Origin of the sequence: Stenotrophomonas sp. SXG-1, assembly GCF_014083965.1 — a bacterium.
Classification (GTDB): domain Bacteria; phylum Pseudomonadota; class Gammaproteobacteria; order Xanthomonadales; family Xanthomonadaceae; genus Stenotrophomonas; species Stenotrophomonas geniculata.
Window position 1 is genome coordinate 555,881 of sequence record NZ_CP046588.1, and the last position, 15,141, is coordinate 571,021.

Genomic DNA, 15,141 nt, shown 5'->3' on the forward strand with positions numbered 1-15,141 from the left:
GGACTGCATTGGTCGGGCTTGATTGCCTGAAAGTTTATGCAACGTGTATTTCCGCCATTCGTAGAGTCTAAGTGTGTTAGCGAAGAGAGATTCTTGATGAATGCAATTTCGGTCGGTTGCGAGAAGGCTAGGGGCCTGATTGCATTCACACTTTTCCTGTTTGTTGGTGTCGCCTTCTATCAATTGAGGGCAAATTCTTATCTCACGGCAGTGCCGGGCGATCTGATCGACGCAAGATTCAACTCGGTGGTGCTTGAGCACGTCTATCAATGGCTGCGAGGAGACGTAGAGTCTCTGTGGAGTCCGGGGTTCTTCTATCCTGTGAAGGACGTCCTGGCGCTCAGCGATAACCATTTCGGTTCTATTCTTCCTTATGCCCTGCTTCGCCTTCTTGGGTTTGAGCGGGAGCCGGCGCTTGCGCTCTGGTTGATGCTTGGAGGTATTCTGAACTATGTGCTTGCATACGTCGCATTCAGACGTTTGAAGCTCAGGCATTCAGGTGCCGCGGCTGCTGCGTTTGTCTTCGCGTTCTCCCTCCCGGTTCTGGCCCAGCAGGCCCACGCGCAATTTGCGTTTCGCATGTTCGTGCCGTTGGTATTTGTCACCTTCTATGCCTGGTTGGAGTCAGGAAAAACGTCATCTCTGGCGTGGACTGCCGTCTGGCTCATGGCGCAGTTCTACTGTGCAATCTATACCGGTGTCTTCGCTGTCTATCTTCTGATCGCGATGGTTGTCGGCTGGCTGTTACTGGGCAAGGCAGGGGCTATCCGCCGGAGCGTCATGCAGAGTGTCAGTAGAACCAATTTGTTTGGGACGCTAGCATCTGCATCCGTAGTACTTGTGTGCGGCGCGGCTGTGTTTGCATTGCTCGCAAAATACAAGCAAGTCACGCTCGCCCATGGGTTTGAGCGACCTCGCGATGAGATTCTCGGTATGCTCCCCAGGGTCTGGAGCTACCTGATTTCAGATTTTTCCAAGCTAAGCCATGTTGTCGGCGGATCGATCACCGACATTTCAATGCGGCATGAGCATCAGCTTTTCATCGGAGTGGGCGTTCTGCTCTTCTGTCTGGTGGGTGCACTGGTTGCGCTTCGCAGGATCGAGTACACCGATATTGGCCGGTTGGCGTTTGTGTCCTTACTGTTGCTGGTGGCTGGAACCCTGAATGTTAGTAATTTCTCCATCTATCGACTCTTCCTGCACGTTCCTGGGATCGACTCAATACGAGCTGTAACCCGTGTGATGCTGGTCATGGTCGTGCCTCTCGGTATCCTTGCAGGTATTGGTTTCCAGCGTGTTCTCACGCTTCTTGAGCGACGCGGTGCCCTTCGTCTTTGCATTGGAGGTCTGCTGGCGGTCGTTCTTCTGGTTGCAGAGTCAAGTACCTTTGAGGCGGGCAACGCAAGCTTCGCTGCCTGGCGGGCCAGACAGGCGAACTTTGAATCGAGGGTGCCTGCCGGGGCGGTTCGCGGGAGCGTGATCATGGCGGATCGATCATCAGATTCTCCATATCTCGATGACCTGGACGCGATGATCTATGCTCAGGATCATGGAATGGCTTCCATTAATGGATATTCCGGCTACGTGCCGCCTGGCGCTGGCGTGGCTGGAAGCTGTGAAAGCGCGGAGAGTTTCGTCCGCACACAGATTCAGTTTGGGCGAGTGAATGCGACTCAGGCGCAGCAGCTTCTGGATAGGATCGTGATGGTTCCCAAGCAAGAATGCGTTGGCGGACGATTGGCACGATTTTCGGGCCGGATCCCGGCAGGGGTCGCGCGCAATGTCAGCATTGCAATCGCAAGTGTGATCTATGATGAGGGCGGGGCGAGGGTCACTGTAACTATCCATAACGGATCTTCCCAGGACATCAGTACCCTTGAGGTGGCTGGACGCAATGTTCGCCTCTCATGGCGGGTCGTGCAGCCCGGTGAGGACAAGGCACCCCCGGGATGGGATACCCGCCAGGACTTGATGCTACAGTTGGCGCCGGGTGAATCGGCCAACGTGGAATTCCACGCCAGTGGATTGAACCGTGGGGCAGGAACCTTGCAGGCGAATTTGGTTCAGGAGACTGTTTTCTGGTTCAGCGACGAGGGAATGACGGTTGCCTCAACCCCGCTGAACCGCTGAGGGAACGCGGTTGGCTCCAGCCTCTGCGGGCCTCATTCATGCGGTCAGGGGAGGAGGGATGCGGGTCTCAGGAAGGTATTTCGCTGCAGCGGCTTTCGTGGTCTACCTGTTGGCGGGAGTCCTGATTTACTCGGATTACGCTGTCTCTTGGGATGAGCCAACGTCCCGGATGAATGGACTGGTCAACCTCAAGTATGTTGATCGCGTGGTGGGTTCGGGAGCTTTGCAGGAGGAGCTCAGATCGATACCCGACCTTTCAACGTGGCAGGACAGAGATTATGCAGTAGCCTTTGAGCTTCCGCTTGCCGCGGCAGAGCGGTTGACTGGGGTAGAGGGGGAGCGGATCTGGCCGCTAAGGCATCTGTTGACATTCCTGCTCTCTGCCTTGGGTGTTTTCGCCATCTATCGAACAGCCCGGCTTGCATACGCGAACCAGGCCGTCGCGCTCGCAGCGGCGATTTTAATGGCGCTTTCTCCCAGAGTTTTTGCTGAGTCGTTTTACAATTCCAAGGATATTGCGTTCATGGCTGCAATGGCCATATCGACGTGGACGTTGACGAGGGTGCTGATTTCCGGGCGTGTCGAAGCAATGGTCCTCCATGGAGTGGCCACGGGGTTTGCTATCGATATCCGAATCATGGGGGTCGTGCTTCTGCCCCTGACTATTATTCTACTTGTTATTCAGATGGTACAGGCAAAGAGATCCGGCGGCCATGTGTTCAGGTTGTTCCTGCTTTACACCTTTTGCACTGTGGCTGCCGTCTACGTAATGTTTCCATTCCTCTGGGGGGCGCCTGTTCGGAATTTCATTTCGCTTTTGAACGAATGGCGCATCTCCGGTGGGATAATGAGGTCCTCTACCTCGGTCGTGTGTACCAAGCAACTGATCTTCCTTGGCACTACCTCCCGGTCTGGATAGCAATAACCACGCCGCCGGCAGTCCTAGTTCTGGCCGCGATTGGTACTGCTTCTGCGTTGGTCCAAATAGTGCGTCGGGGCGAGAGGATTGAACTGGCGATCGCCTATCTTTATTCGCCGTGCAGATCCGTTGGATGGTGATGGTGCACCCCCTGCAGAACGTCTACTTCAACCTTCTTGCGGGCTCTGATTGGAAGCGACGATTTGAGGTCGATTACTGGGGGCTGGCAAACAGATCCGCGATCGAGTCTGTAGTTGATCTGAAGGGTGGACGGTTGATTTCAATAAAGGCCGTCAGTAGGACACCACTTGATATGGCGTTGCTGGATATGCCACCGGATTATCGAAAGCGCGTGGTCATTGTAGATGATAATGCGAGACCAGAGTTCATTCTTGACAACTATCGTGGCGGTTCGATTTGCGCGGATTCGTGCTTTTCAGGGGGCTACGAAGAGTATTTCCGGAAGCAGGTGGCGGGTGAGGACGTTGTGTTTATTTCCAAGTTGAAACAAGGTTTCGTCGCGGATCCCTACTTCAATGTAGTTCCCTTCGCTGGTCGAATTGCACTGGATGTGGCGGCCAGAATTGAGCTTCTTATCATGGAGTGTTCACCAGTGGTCGGTGGTGTCAGCGCTAGGGTTCGGATAAGAAATGGTTCAGATTCGATCTTGAAAACCATCGAGACTGAAGGGTGAAATGTTCGGCTTTCTTGGCGCTGGGTGCCTGTTGAAGGTAATTGCGCGCCGCCGGGTTGGGACGCACGCAAGGATCTTTCGCTTGAGCTATCGCCCGGGAAGGCGGTAGATGTTTCCTTCAACGCTGAGGCGCCTCCCGATCACTACATGCTTGAAGTAAGCTTGGTTCAGGAGTTGGTCTTCTGGTTCCACGACGAAGGCATGAGAGTGCCTGGGATGCTCGTGGTCATCTGATGCTTGGCAATACTGATAGAGAGACTATTGTGAAGATTGCGGTTGCGGGTACGGGTTACGTGGGATTGTCCAATGGTGTGCTTCTTGCTCGCCAGCATGAAGTTGTTGCTGTCGATGTCGTTGAAGAAAAAGTCAAGTTGCTCAACAGAGGCGTGTCTCCGATTGCCGACCCTGAGCTCGAGGCCGCATTGCAGGGCGGCGGGCTTGATTTCCGGGCGACACTGGATCCGGTCGATGCGTATGCTGGAGCAGCATTCGTCATCATTTCCACGCCTACCGATTACGACCCCGAAACAAATTACTTCAACACTTCGTCGATCGAATCGGTGATTTCTCAGGTGCTACAGATTGCTCCTGAGGCTACCATGGTCATCAAGTCCACCATTCCGGTTGGTTACGTGGAGAGTGTGCGAGCCAAGTTCGGGACCCGGAACATCATTTTCTCGCCAGAGTTCCTGCGAGAAGGGCGTGCTCTACATGACAATCTGCATCCTTCTCGGATCATCGTTGGCGAGAAGTCCGAGCGCGCGGAGATATTTGCGGCCCTACTGAGCGATGCGGCGATCAAGAAGGATGTTCCCATCCTGTTTACTGATCCAACCGAAGCGGAGGCAATCAAGCTTTTTGCCAACACCTACCTGGCCATGCGGGTATCGTACTTCAATGAACTGGATAGTTATGCTGTCAGCCACGGGCTGGATAGCAAGCAGATCATCCGGGGCGTAAGCCTGGATCCACGCATTGGTGGACACTACAACAACCCTTCTTTCGGATACGGCGGCTACTGCCTTCCGAAGGACACAAAGCAGTTGTTGGCGAACTACAGCAGCGTTCCTCAGAATCTGATCCGCGCGATTGTTGAATCCAATACCACGCGAAAGGATTTCATTGCCGAGCAGATCCTCAAGCGCAAGCCCAAGGTTGTTGGCGTCTACCGTCTGATCATGAAAAGCGGTTCAGACAACTTCCGCTCTTCAAGCATCCAAGGCGTGATGAAGCGCATAAAGAGCAAGGGAGTAGAGGTAATTGTCCATGAACCGAACTGCCCGGATCCAGAATTCTTCCGGTCGAGAGTCGTCAATGATCTGGCTCTCTTCAAGCGCGAGGCCGATGTGATCATCAGCAATCGTATGTCTTCCGAACTTGATGACGTCTCAGACAAGGTCTATACCCGGGACCTGTTCGGAGACAACTGAATCTGCTGGAAGCAGGGCACCCTGGGGGTGCCCTGCCCAAAGCATCAGCTTAGTGCCTTTTCCAGCTCCGGCAGGATCGCAAACAGATCCCCCACCAGGCCGATATCGGCGATCTCGAAGATCGGCGCGTCGCCGTCCTTGTTGATCGCGACAATCGTGCCGGCATCCTTGATGCCGGTCAGGTGCTGGATGGCACCGCTGATACCCACGGCCACGTACAGCTCCGGCGCGATGATCTTGCCGGTCTGGCCGACCTGCAGGTCGCTGGGCACGTAGCCGGCGTCGACCGCGGCACGCGAGGCACCCACGGCGGCACCGAGCTTGTCGGCCAGCTGGAAGATGACCTTGAAGTTCTCTTCCGAACCGACACCACGGCCGCCGGAGACCACGCGCTTGGCGCTCTGCAGGTCCGGGCGGTCGCTGGCACCGGCGGCCAGGCCGACGAAGCGAGTATGGGTCGGCAGGGCAGCGTCAACGCTGGCTGCTTCGATGGCGGCGCTGCCGCCCTGGGCAGCTTCCGGCCAGGACGCGGCGCGCACGGTGGCGACTACGATCTGGTCGGCCGGTGCTTCCACGGTGATGATCGCGTTGCCGGCATAGATCGGGCGCTTGAAGGTGTGGCTGCCTTCGACGCTCATCAGATCGGAGACCTGGTTGACGCCGAGCAGGGCGGCCACGCACGGCATGAGGTCCTTGCCGAAGGTGGTCGACGGGCCGAACACATGGGTATAGCCCTTGGCCAGCTGCGCGATCTGCGGTGCCAGTACCTGGGCGATGGCCTGCGCGTTGGCGGCATTGGCCACGGTCAGGACCTTGGCGACGCCAGCGATCTTCGCGGCTTCGGCGGCGACGGCGGCCGGGTCGGCGGCCAGCACCAGCACGTCGATGCTGGCACCGCTGATGGCGGCGGCGGCACTGACGGTCTTGGCGGTGGCGGCGTTGAGCTTGCCGTCGTGGTGCTCGGCGATGACGAGAATCTTGCTCATTACAGCAGCCCCTTCTGCTTGAGTGCGGCAATCAGTTCGGCCGCGTCCTTGACCATCACACCCTTGCTGCGCTTGGACGGCGCGGCGTACTGGGTGGTCTTGAAGGTGTCGGCGGCTTCAACGCCGAGGTCGGCCAGCTGCAGGGTTTCCAGCGGCTTGGCCTTGGCCTTCATGATGTCCGGCAGCTTGATGAAGCGCGGCTCGTTCAGGCGCAGGTCGGTGGTGACCACGGCCGGCAGATCCACTTCCAGTGTTTCCAGGCCGGCGTCGACTTCACGGGTCACCGTGGCCTTGCCGTCGGCAATCTCCAGCTTGCTGGCGAAGGTCGCTTGCGGGCGGCCCCACAGCGTGGCCAGCATCTGGCCGGTCTGGTTGGCGTCGTCGTCAATGGCCTGCTTGCCGAGGATCACCAGGTCCGGCTGTTCCTTCTCGATCAGCTTGAGCAGGATGCGCGACGCGGTCAGCGGCTGGATGGCCTGGTCGGTGACGACATGGATGGCGCGGTTGGCGCCCATGGCCAGGCCGTTGCGCAGGTGCGCCTGGGCGTCGGCCGGAGCGATGGTGGCAACCACGACTTCGCTGGCGATGCCCTTGTCGCGCAGGCGCAAGGCTTCTTCCAGGGCGATTTCATCGAAGGGGTTGGGGGACAGCTTGACGCCGTCGGTGACCACGCCGGAACCGTCCGGCTTGACCTGAATGCGGACGTTGTAGTCCACCACGCGCTTGTACGCGACGAGGATTTTCATCTGGTACGGGGTCCTTCAGTAACAGGGAGAACGTCCGGTCCTGGAACAGCAACCGGTTCGGGGGTGGGACCCCGATTCTAGCTGGCTTGGGGTGACCATGCGAATGCGTATGGTTATGTTGCGGCGCGGCAAAAATGCACTTCGCGAGCTCGTGTTCACGTCACGCAAGCAGTCGTGAAGGCCATCGGCATGTATCCTGTGCCGCTGTGCCGGGGCGCTCATGGGCGCTCCTTGGGTGAATTTCGATCAGGAGAACAGGTAGTGCCCACATGGCTTGTCACCGGCGGCGCCGGATTCATTGGCGGTAACTTCGTTCTCGAGGCCGTCGCGCGCGGCGTCAAGGTCATCAACCTCGATGTGCTGACCTACGCCGGCAACCTGAAGACCCTGTCCAGCCTGGACGGCAACCCCAACCACCTGTTCGTGCAGGGCGATATCGGCGACCAGGCCCTGGTCGCGAACCTGCTGGCCGAACACCGGCCGGATGCCGTGGTGAACTTCGCCGCCGAAAGCCACGTTGACCGCTCCATCGACGGTCCCGGTGCCTTCATCCAGACCAATGTGGTGGGCACCCTGGGCCTGCTGGAAGCGGTCCGTGACTACTGGAAGGCGCTGCCGGACGAACAGGGCGCGGCCTTCCGCTTCCTGCACGTGTCCACCGACGAGGTGTACGGCACCCTGGGCGAGACCGGCAAGTTCAGCGAAACCACACCGTACGCCCCGAATTCGCCGTACTCGGCGTCGAAGGCCGCTTCGGACCATCTGGTCCGTGCCTTCCACCACACCTACGGGCTGCCGGTACTGACCACCAACTGCTCCAACAACTATGGCCCGTACCACTTCCCCGAGAAGCTGATCCCGCTGGTGATCGCCAAGGCGCTGGCTGGCGAGCCGCTGCCGGTGTACGGCGATGGCAAGCAGGTGCGCGACTGGCTGTTCGTTTCCGACCACTGCGAAGCGATCCGCACCGTGCTGGCCAAGGGCCAGGTCGGCGAGACCTACAACGTCGGCGGCAACTCGGAAAAGCAGAACATCGAAGTGGTGCAGGCCATCTGTGCGCTGCTGGACCAGCGCCGCCCGCGCGCGGATGGACAGCCGCGCAGCAGCCAGATCACCTACGTCACCGACCGCCCCGGCCATGACCGCCGCTATGCGATCGATGCCTCCAAGCTGAAGAACGACCTGGGCTGGGAACCGGCCTACACCTTCGAGCAGGGCATCACGTTCACCGTCGACTGGTACCTGGACAACCAGGAATGGGTCAACGGCGTGCTGGATGGCAGCTACCGCCTGCAGCGCATCGGCACTGCCGCCTGAGGCCGGGAGATAACATGACGCAACGTAAGGGCATCATCCTGGCCGGCGGTTCCGGCACCCGGCTGTATCCGATCACCAAGGGCGTCAGCAAGCAGCTGTTGCCGGTGTACGACAAGCCGATGATCTACTACCCGCTCAGCGTGCTGATGCTGGCGGGCATCCGCGAAGTGCTGATCATCAATACTCCGCACGAACAGGCGCTGTTCCAGCAGCTGCTGGGCGACGGTTCGCAATGGGGCATGGACATCCAGTACGCGGTGCAGCCGAGTCCGGATGGCCTGGCCCAGGCCTACCTGATCGGCCGCGACTTCGTCGCCGGCAAGCCGAGCTGCCTGGTGCTGGGCGACAACATCTTCCACGGCCACGGCCTGCGCGACGTGCTCAAGCGTGCCGACCAGCGCGTGGATGGCGCCACCGTGTTCGGCTACTGGGTGAACGACCCGGAACGCTACGGCGTGGCCGAGTTCGACAAGAGCGGCAAGGTCATCGACCTGGTGGAGAAGCCTGAAAACCCGCGCTCGAACTATGCGGTCACCGGCCTGTATTTCTACGACAGCAACGCCAGCGCGCACGCCGCCGAACTGAAGCCGTCGCCGCGTGGCGAGCTGGAGATCACCGATCTCAACAATCGCTATCTGGCCGAGGGTAACCTCCACCTGGAAGCGCTCGGCCGTGGCTATGCCTGGCTGGATACCGGCACTCACCAGTCGCTGCTGGAAGCCTCCAACTTCATCGAGACCATCCAGACCCGCCAGGGCCTGCAGGTCTGCTGCCCGGAAGAAATCGCGTTCGGCCGAGGCTGGATCAATGCCGAGCAGCTGGAGGCGCTGGCTGCGCCGTTGATCAAGAATGGCTACGGCCAGTACCTGCACACGCTCGCCCAGCGTGGAGTCGTTCCGTGAAAGTGATTGAAACCAAGTTGCCCGGCTGCGTGGTGATCGAGCCGGCCGTGTTCGGCGATGCCCGCGGTTATTTCTTTGAAACCTGGAATGCCGAGCGTTTCGCCGCGCTGGGCCTGCCGGATCGTTTCGTGCAGAGCAATGTGTCCACCTCGGCGCAGGGCGTGCTGCGTGGCCTGCATTACCAGTGGCCGCGCCCGCAGGGCAAGCTGGTCAGCGTGCTGGAAGGCGAGGTCTATGACGTGGCCGTGGACATCCGCCGCGGCTCGCCGACCTTCGGCCAGTGGGAAGCGGTGGTGCTGAGCGCGGAGAACAAGAAGCAGTTCTGGATTCCGGAAGGCTTCGCCCACGGCTTTGCCGTACTGTCCGAGCGCGCGGTGTTCAGCTATCTGTGCACCGAGGTCTACCTGAAGGACTTCGATGCAGGCGTGCGCTGGAACGATGCGGATATCGCCGTGGACTGGCCGGTCAGTGCACCGACGCTGTCGGCCAAGGACGAGAACGCGCTCTTCCTGAAGGACATTGCCGAAGACCGCCTGCCGGTTTACGCGCCATGACCGTGCTGGTCTTTGGCGGCAACGGCCAGGTCGGCCAGGAGCTGCTGCGCGCGCTGGCGCCCCTGGGCAAGGTGGTTGCAACCACCCGTAGCGGCGTCCTGCCTGATGGCAGCCCCTGTGAAACCGCTGATTTCGGCCAGCCTGACAGCCTGACAGCCCTGCTGGACCGGCTGCGGCCGTCGGTGGTGGTCAATGCCGCGGCCTACACGGCGGTGGATCGCGCCGAACAGGACGCCGAGGCCGCGTTCGCGGCCAACTCGCAGGCACCGGGTGTGATCGCGCGCTGGTGCGCGGCGCATGGCGTGCCCTTCGTGCATTACTCCACCGACTACGTGTTCGACGGTCAGGGCAGTGCGCCCTACCGCGAAGACGAAGCGACCGCGCCGCTGGGCGTCTATGGCACCAGCAAGCGGGATGGCGAAGACGCCGTGCGCGCCGCCGGTGGTCGTCACCTGATCTTCCGCACGGCGTGGGTGTATGCCTCGCACGGTGCCAATTTCCTGCGCACGATGTTGCGGGTGGGCGCCGAGCGCGACCAGCTGCGTGTGGTGGCCGACCAGATCGGCACGCCGACCCCGGCCGCGCTGATCGCCGATGTCACTGCGCAGGCGCTGCAGTATCCGGATCCGTTGTCCGGTACCTGGCACCTGACCGCCAGTGGCCAGACCAGCTGGCACGGTTTTGCCGAGGCGATCTTCGCGGAGGCTCTGTCTTCGGGCGTGCTGTCGAAGGCGCCGTCGGTCGAGGCGATTCCCAGTTCCGAGTATCCGACCCCGGCCAAACGTCCGGCCTGGTCGGTGCTGGACAACCGCAAGCTGCAGCAGGATTTCGGCATCGTGCTGCCGGCCTGGCAGGATGGCCTGAAGCGGGTGATGACTGAGCTGGTACCGGCCAACGGCTGAGGTGTGGGGAGTACGCTCGGTTTGCCGGAGGCGACTCCTTGTTTTCGCATACAATCACCGCGATCAGTCTGTGCCTATCCATGTGTACAGTCCCATTCGCCTCCATGGTCGCAACTTCAAAATGCCGAGGTCAGCTTTGAAACTTGAAGAGCAAAAACGCATTCTGGTTACCGGTGGTGCCGGTTTCCTCGGTTCCCACCTTTGCGATCGGCTGATCGAGGCTGGGCACGATGTTCTCTGCGTGGACAATTTCTACACCGGAAGCAAGGCCAATGTTCAGGGTCTGCTGGACCATCCCCGCTTTGAGTTGATGCGACACGACGTCACATTTCCCCTGTATGTCGAAGTGGACCGCATCTTCAACCTGGCTTGCCCCGCCTCGCCCGTGCATTATCAGTACGATCCGGTGCAGACCACCAAGACCAGTGTCCACGGAGCCATCAACATGCTTGGCCTGGCCAAGCGTGTTGGGGCGCGCATCCTCCAGGCAAGTACCAGCGAGGTCTACGGTGATCCCGAGATCCATCCGCAGGTCGAAGGCTACTGGGGACGCGTGAACCCGATCGGCATCCGCAGCTGTTATGACGAGGGCAAGCGCTGTGCGGAGACCTTGTTCTTCGACTACTGGCGTCAACATCAGTTGGAGATCAAGGTGATGCGGATCTTCAATACCTATGGCCCGCGCATGCATCCAAGTGATGGGCGGGTGGTGAGCAATTTCATTGTACAGGCGCTCAAAGGTGAGCCTATTACGATCTACGGCGATGGTACACAGACCCGTAGCTTCTGCTATGTCGATGACCTGGTGGAGGGGATGTTGCGTCTGATGGATTCCCCCGCCGATTTCACTGGTCCAGTCAACATCGGCAATCCCGGCGAATTTACGATGCTGGAGCTGGCTGAGACGGTTCTGCGCCTTGTCGGCGGGCACTCGACCATCGAGTTCCGCCCGTTGCCTTCGGACGATCCGAAACAGCGTCAGCCCGACATCAGTCTTGCAAAGTCAACGTTCGACTGGGAGCCGAAGGTCTGTCTTGAGGATGGCCTGAAGGAAACCATCGCATATTTCCGTCACCGCCTGCAGGCATGAGGAAGAACTGATGCGCAAGGTCGTGGTGATGCCCGTGTACGAGGACTTGGAAGCGTCATCCAAGTTGTTCCTTGAGATTGCCCGAACGCAGGGGCTCGACACCTACATCGTGGCTGTCGATGACGGATCCGTGCGTCAGCCCCTTGATGTTTCGGCAATTCGGGCTGCGGCCCTTGATGGTGTGGTGATCAAGTTGCGCCGCAATGTAGGGCATCAACGCGCGATCGCAATTGGTCTTAGTTATGTAGCCGAGCACTTCGGGGATGATGTGGTTGTAGTTGCCATGGATTCCGATGGCGAAGATACGCCGGAAAGCATGACCGAGCTGGTTTCAGCGCTGGATTCGCCCGAGGTGGATGTGGTCGTCGCGAGTCGGAAAAGTCGAGTGGAATCCTTGAAGTTCAAGGCTTTCTATGTTGTATACAAGATGCTGTTCTCGCTTCTCAGTGGGCGCCGGATCAGTTTTGGCAACTTCATGGCAGCCAAGATGCCTGCAGTCCGTCGACTGGCCTCGATGCAGGAGTTGTGGACTCACGTCGCTGCTGCTGTGCTGGGGTCGAAGTTGCGGGTGCAGACCTGCTCGCTGGATCGGGGGCCGCGTTATGCGGGCCGCAGCAAGATGAATTTCGTCGGTTTGGCATTGCATGGCTTCCGTGCGCTGATGGTCTTTGCGGAGGACGTGCTCGTGCGTGTGGGTATTGCGTGCACACTGGTTGCAGGACTATCGGTCTGCGGTGGCGTTCTTGCTCTGCTCCTTAAAGCTCTCGGGTTTGCGACTCCGGGTTGGTTTTCTCTTGCGTTTGGAATCCTCTTGCTGGTGTTTCTGCAGACCGCTGCGTTGACGCTGATCATTCTGATGCTTTCGGGCATGATCCGTAGCGGGGGCGTCTTGGTTGCAGGGAGCTACCGGGAGTTCGTTGCAGAGATTCAGTATGCCGGCCGGCAGTGAGCGACTGTTGTCCGGCCAGTTCGTTCGCTACGTCATCAACGGAGTCGTAGCTACGGTCGTGCACTACGGGGTGCTGCATTTCAATATTGAAGTTCTCCAGATTCCTGTCGCGGGCATTGCCAATGCGATAGCCGCAGTTTTCGGTATCGCTGTCTCCTTCGTCGGTAATCGCTATTTCGTCTTCCACGGTCAGCAGGGCAGTCTGCTCAAGCAGGGCTCGCTGTTCCTGGTCGTGTATGTTGCGATAGCAGCGTTGCATGCCCTGGTGATGTACATCTGGGCAGATCGATTGGGATACGACTATCGCATTGGATTTCTCATAGCAACTGCGGTGCAGATGGCTTTCAGTTTCATAGCGAATAAACTTTTGGTGTTCAAATGAACAAGTACTTGCGGGCAGGTTTGGCAACTGCCGTCTTCATTGTTGCGCTGCTGCTCACGTACTACATCCATATGCGGTACTTCCGGGTCAACGTAGTTTTCTATGCCAGCGTGCTTGATGCGGCGATCGCATTGGTACTCGTGTTTGGCACGCTTCATTTATTCAAATGGTTCAGTGAATTCAGCAAGCTCGAGTTGATTCAGCTCGCTACGATCTGGTTGCTTGGCGGGTACTTGTTCGCAATTTCAGTGCCGACCGTCATTGATCGTTCGCTGTCGTTTTACATTCTTGAGAAGTTGCAGCAGCGAGGGGGAGGGATCCGGGAGGATGCGTTCCGTGAAGTTTTTACGGATGAGTACGTGCGAGAGCACCACCTGGTAGAAGTGCGCCTGACGGAGCAGTTGCAGTCCGGCACCATCGAGATCCAGCGCGGTTGCGTGAAGTTGACGGAGCGCGGTGAGAGGTTGGCATCTTTCAGTCGTTTCTACAGGAAGAATCTGCTGCCGACTCATAGGCTGTTGATGGGTCAGTACACCGATGCGCTTACTGATCCATTCCGAGACAGTCAGATGAGCAAAGACTACCGGTGCCAATAGTGTCGCTTTTTCGGTTGTCAGCCTGACACACCCTTAGTGGTCTCAACTTTGCAACTGATCAACGAAAAAGCCAGGGTCATTGACCCTGGCTTTTCTCTGTAACGCCCTTGGCCGGTTGCAGGATTGGCAACCCACCTCAGCTGCGCCCGTAGGTATCCTCGAACCGCACGATGTCATCCTCGCCCAGGTAGCTGCCCGACTGTACTTCGATCAGTTCCAGCGGCAGTTTTCCGGGGTTGCGCAGGCGGTGAGTCACGCCCAGCGGGATGTAGGTGCTCTGGTTCTCGCTGAGCAGGATCACTTCGTCGCCGCGGGTCACTTCTGCGGTGCCGCTGACCACGATCCAGTGTTCGGCGCGATGATGATGCATCTGCAGGCTGAGCGTGCCGCCGGGCTTGACCGTGATGCGCTTGACCTGGAAACGCTCGCCGTTATCGATTGAATCGTAGGCGCCCCACGGGCGGTAGACCTTGCGATGCCAGGCGGCCTCGCTGCGGCCTTCGGCCTTCAGTTGGGCGACAACGGTCTTGACCTCCTGCATGCGATCGGCCTTGCCGACCAGCACCGCGTCGTCGGTCTCGACGACGATCACGTCATCCAGGCCGACCAGTGCCACCAGGCGCTGTGCATAGGCATAGGTGTTGCGGCAGTCGATGGCGATCACATCGCCCTGGTGGGCGTTGCCATCGCCGTCCTGCTGCGAGACATCGCGCAGCGCCGTCCACGAGCCGACATCGTTCCAGCCGGCGTCCAGCGGAATCACCACGGCGTCTGCGGTTTTTTCCATCACCGCGTAGTCGATGGAGTCGGAAGGAACCGCAGCGAAGGCGTCCTTGTCCAGACGGGTGAAATCCGAATCGCGACGGGCCTGCTGCCAGGCCTGGCGGCTGCCGGCCAGCATGTCGGGCTGGAAGTGCTCAAGTTCCTGCAGGTAGCGCGAGGCCTTGAACAGGAACATGCCGCTGTTCCAGTAATACTGGCCGCTGCTGACGTAACCGGTGGCGGTCTCAAGGTCGGGCTTTTCGACAAAGCGCTCGACCGCACGCAGGCCCTGCCCATCGGCGGCCTTGATATAGCCGTAGCCGGTTTCCGGACCGCTCGGCACGATGCCGAAGGTCACCAGCTTGCCGGCCTCGGCAGCGCTGGCTGCAGCCTGCACGACTGCGCGGAATGCGGCCTCATCGGTGATCACATGGTCCGAGGGCAGCACCAGCAGCAGCGCATCGGCGCCGTCGCGGGTGGCCTCCAGGGCTGCGACCGCGATCGCCGGCGCCGTATTGCGGCCCACCGGCTCCAGGATGATGCCAGCCGGCTCGGCGCCGACCTGCTGCAGCTGCTCGGCAGCGACGAAGCGGTGCTCCTCGTTGGCGATCACCAGCGGGCCATGCGCGGCGATGGGAGCGACGCGCTGCCAGGTGGCCTGCAGCATCGTCAGCTCGCTGGCCAACGGCAGGAACTGCTTGGGGTAGGACTCGCGCGACAGCGGCCACAGGCGGGTGCCGGAGCCACCGGACAGAATGACGGGCTGGATGATGCTCATGGTC

15 protein-coding genes are annotated in these 15,141 nt (G+C 59.5%); 12 read left to right on the forward strand and 3 right to left on the reverse strand.

Annotated elements, in window-relative coordinates:
* Positions 1–96: 96 nt before the first annotated feature.
* From GOC52_RS02510 to GOC52_RS02525, 4 genes are all read left to right on the forward strand, one after another.
* Positions 97–2,130: a hypothetical protein gene (locus GOC52_RS02510; RefSeq protein WP_151458211.1), complete on the forward strand. Its 2,034-nt coding sequence runs from the start codon at positions 97–99 to the stop codon at positions 2,128–2,130.
* Positions 2,131–2,227: 97 nt separating this feature from the next.
* On the forward strand, positions 2,228–3,049 hold the full coding sequence (locus GOC52_RS02515; RefSeq protein WP_191850609.1) for a glycosyltransferase family 39 protein: 822 nt from the start codon (positions 2,228–2,230) through the stop codon (positions 3,047–3,049).
* Positions 3,050–3,188: 139 nt separating this feature from the next.
* Positions 3,189–3,743, forward strand: a complete 555-nt coding sequence (locus GOC52_RS02520) for a hypothetical protein (RefSeq protein ID WP_191850611.1) — start codon at positions 3,189–3,191, stop codon at positions 3,741–3,743.
* 263 nt (positions 3,744–4,006) lie between these two features.
* On the forward strand, positions 4,007–5,173 hold the full coding sequence (locus GOC52_RS02525; protein ID WP_049410588.1) for a nucleotide sugar dehydrogenase: 1,167 nt from the start codon (positions 4,007–4,009) through the stop codon (positions 5,171–5,173).
* 44 nt (positions 5,174–5,217) lie between these two features.
* Here GOC52_RS02525 and GOC52_RS02530 read toward each other — a convergent pair whose 3' ends face one another.
* Together GOC52_RS02530 and GOC52_RS02535 are read right to left on the reverse strand one after the other, a co-directional pair.
* Positions 5,218–6,159 (reverse strand): electron transfer flavoprotein subunit alpha/FixB family protein, encoded by a 942-nt coding sequence (locus GOC52_RS02530; protein WP_049410517.1) that lies wholly within the window; start codon positions 6,157–6,159, stop codon positions 5,218–5,220.
* Complete coding sequence (locus GOC52_RS02535; RefSeq protein ID WP_049410518.1) at positions 6,159–6,905, reverse strand: electron transfer flavoprotein subunit beta/FixA family protein; 747 nt, start codon at positions 6,903–6,905, stop codon at positions 6,159–6,161. The genes GOC52_RS02530 and GOC52_RS02535 overlap by 1 nt, the downstream gene beginning before the upstream one ends.
* Before the next feature lie 261 nt (positions 6,906–7,166).
* Between GOC52_RS02535 and rfbB the strand changes: the two genes are divergently transcribed.
* The 8 genes from rfbB (at position 7,167) to GOC52_RS02575 (ending at position 13,597) form a co-directional block, all read left to right on the forward strand.
* Positions 7,167–8,222, forward strand: coding sequence for a dTDP-glucose 4,6-dehydratase (rfbB, locus tag GOC52_RS02540; RefSeq protein ID WP_049410522.1), 1,056 nt, complete (start codon positions 7,167–7,169; stop codon positions 8,220–8,222).
* Between the two features lie 14 nt (positions 8,223–8,236).
* Positions 8,237–9,124 (forward strand): glucose-1-phosphate thymidylyltransferase RfbA, encoded by an 888-nt coding sequence (gene rfbA / locus GOC52_RS02545; RefSeq protein ID WP_049410525.1) that lies wholly within the window; start codon positions 8,237–8,239, stop codon positions 9,122–9,124.
* A complete protein-coding gene (gene rfbC / locus GOC52_RS02550; protein ID WP_049410527.1) occupies positions 9,121–9,678 on the forward strand; it encodes a dTDP-4-dehydrorhamnose 3,5-epimerase in 558 nt (185 codons plus the stop codon). Before rfbA ends, rfbC begins: the two co-directional genes overlap by 4 nt.
* Complete coding sequence (gene rfbD, locus GOC52_RS02555) at positions 9,675–10,580, forward strand: dTDP-4-dehydrorhamnose reductase (protein ID WP_049410530.1); 906 nt, start codon at positions 9,675–9,677, stop codon at positions 10,578–10,580. Before rfbC ends, rfbD begins: the two co-directional genes overlap by 4 nt.
* A 136-nt stretch (positions 10,581–10,716) precedes the next feature.
* A complete protein-coding gene (locus tag GOC52_RS02560) occupies positions 10,717–11,670 on the forward strand; it encodes a UDP-glucuronic acid decarboxylase family protein (protein WP_312543459.1) in 954 nt (317 codons plus the stop codon).
* A gap of 10 nt (positions 11,671–11,680) precedes the next feature.
* A complete protein-coding gene (locus GOC52_RS02565) occupies positions 11,681–12,619 on the forward strand; it encodes a glycosyltransferase (RefSeq protein WP_049410534.1) in 939 nt (312 codons plus the stop codon).
* Positions 12,620–12,626: 7 nt separating this feature from the next.
* On the forward strand, positions 12,627–13,001 hold the full coding sequence (locus tag GOC52_RS02570) for a GtrA family protein (RefSeq protein WP_225792004.1): 375 nt from the start codon (positions 12,627–12,629) through the stop codon (positions 12,999–13,001).
* Positions 12,998–13,597: a hypothetical protein gene (locus GOC52_RS02575; RefSeq protein WP_049410539.1), complete on the forward strand. Its 600-nt coding sequence runs from the start codon at positions 12,998–13,000 to the stop codon at positions 13,595–13,597. The genes GOC52_RS02570 and GOC52_RS02575 overlap by 4 nt, the downstream gene beginning before the upstream one ends.
* A gap of 136 nt (positions 13,598–13,733) precedes the next feature.
* On the opposite strand, the gene GOC52_RS02580 is transcribed toward GOC52_RS02575, so the two are convergent.
* Positions 13,734–15,137 (reverse strand): mannose-1-phosphate guanylyltransferase/mannose-6-phosphate isomerase, encoded by a 1,404-nt coding sequence (locus GOC52_RS02580; RefSeq protein ID WP_049410542.1) that lies wholly within the window; start codon positions 15,135–15,137, stop codon positions 13,734–13,736.
* Positions 15,138–15,141 lie beyond the last annotated feature (4 nt).